At 49.3% G+C, this 1,129-nt stretch carries 1 protein-coding gene and 1 pseudogene; one reads left to right on the top strand and one right to left on the bottom strand.

Annotated features, from left to right (window positions below):
* The first annotated feature begins 159 nt into the window (after positions 1–159).
* A complete protein-coding gene (locus AAH187_RS12480) occupies positions 160–603 on the top strand; it encodes a CBS domain-containing protein (RefSeq protein WP_342348790.1) in 444 nt (147 codons plus the stop codon).
* Between the two features lie 285 nt (positions 604–888).
* Here the strand turns inward: AAH187_RS12480 and AAH187_RS12485 are convergent.
* Positions 889–1,129: pseudogene (locus AAH187_RS12485) on the bottom strand (hypothetical protein); the annotation flags it as partial.

Here is a 1,129-nt window from a genome sequence, read left to right on the forward strand (position 1 = left end):
GGTTGGCAGTTTGGGGGGAAGGAATGGTCGAGGGAGTTATTTTTAGCCTCATAGCCGTGGGAATGTGGAGAGTGGTTTTGGATTGAAAGACCCGCGGTTGCCCAGTGGTCTTTCAATAAATATGTTCACACCTCTTCCCAGTAGAAGGAGGGATGGATTATGCGACGCGTTGATTACATTGTTGGAGCCCGTGATTTTAAAGGTCTTATTGCCGAGCAATTCATGCAAGATGCCGTGTATGCCTATCATCCGGAGGATTCAGCAGAGGCATTGGCGCAAACGATGACCGAGGAAGGTTTTGGGAGCGTGCCGATTGTTGACCAGGACCAGCATTTGCTTGGGATTGTCAGTGAGTTCGATCTCCTTCATGCCATAAAGGAGGAACGGTCTTTGTCAGGCGTTCCGGCGGGCGACTTGATGACTCCTGCTCCGGTTACAGTGAAGCGGGAGACACCGGCTATGGATCTTATTGATCGACTGGAAGCGAAGCATCTGATCCGAATGCCGGTGGTGGATGAGGAAGGAAAACTTCTCGGTGTGGTGGCAAGAAGGGATATCCTTCTGGGGTATTTAAACGCCACCCGTCAGACAAAGGTGTTTTAGAATTGGTAAGAATGCATGTGGCTTCACCCTTTTTGAAGATTGAACACAGGCTGGCAAACTGATGCTTGATGGCATGGGAGGGAATAAACCATTTTTTTACTGGTGTGCCGTAACTATGAGCCAGAATGCCCTGGAATTTTGACACGGAGTCCCTACTCATTTCAGTAGAAGTGTCTTGGCTTGGACGGTGTTAAACCAGTGAGGTGTGATTCTTCAAAAATCGGCACGAACGGTATTTTGGAGTGAGTATTTCGGGTCTCCATTAGGACTTTGCCAATAGGACACCTAATGCCAGAATGTCTGATTTCCTTTGCGGTGCCATTTCGTGGCGAGTAGGGCATGGGAAGGTAGGGCCTTCCAGGAAACAAACTCGTGTTCTCCCGGCAGGGCATGAATGCCATAATGGTGTAACCGTGTTCGAACAAAGCTTGTGTCAGACCAGAGACCCGAATCCGTCACGGTGATTCCCAATCCCAGTGCTATTGTTTTGATTTGCTGGTAGGAGACCTTGGCCAAAGTGGGCACA

It is taken from the genome of uncultured Nitrospira sp., from assembly GCA_902500695.1.
Classification (GTDB): Bacteria; Nitrospirota; Nitrospiria; order Nitrospirales; family UBA8639; genus Nitrospira_E.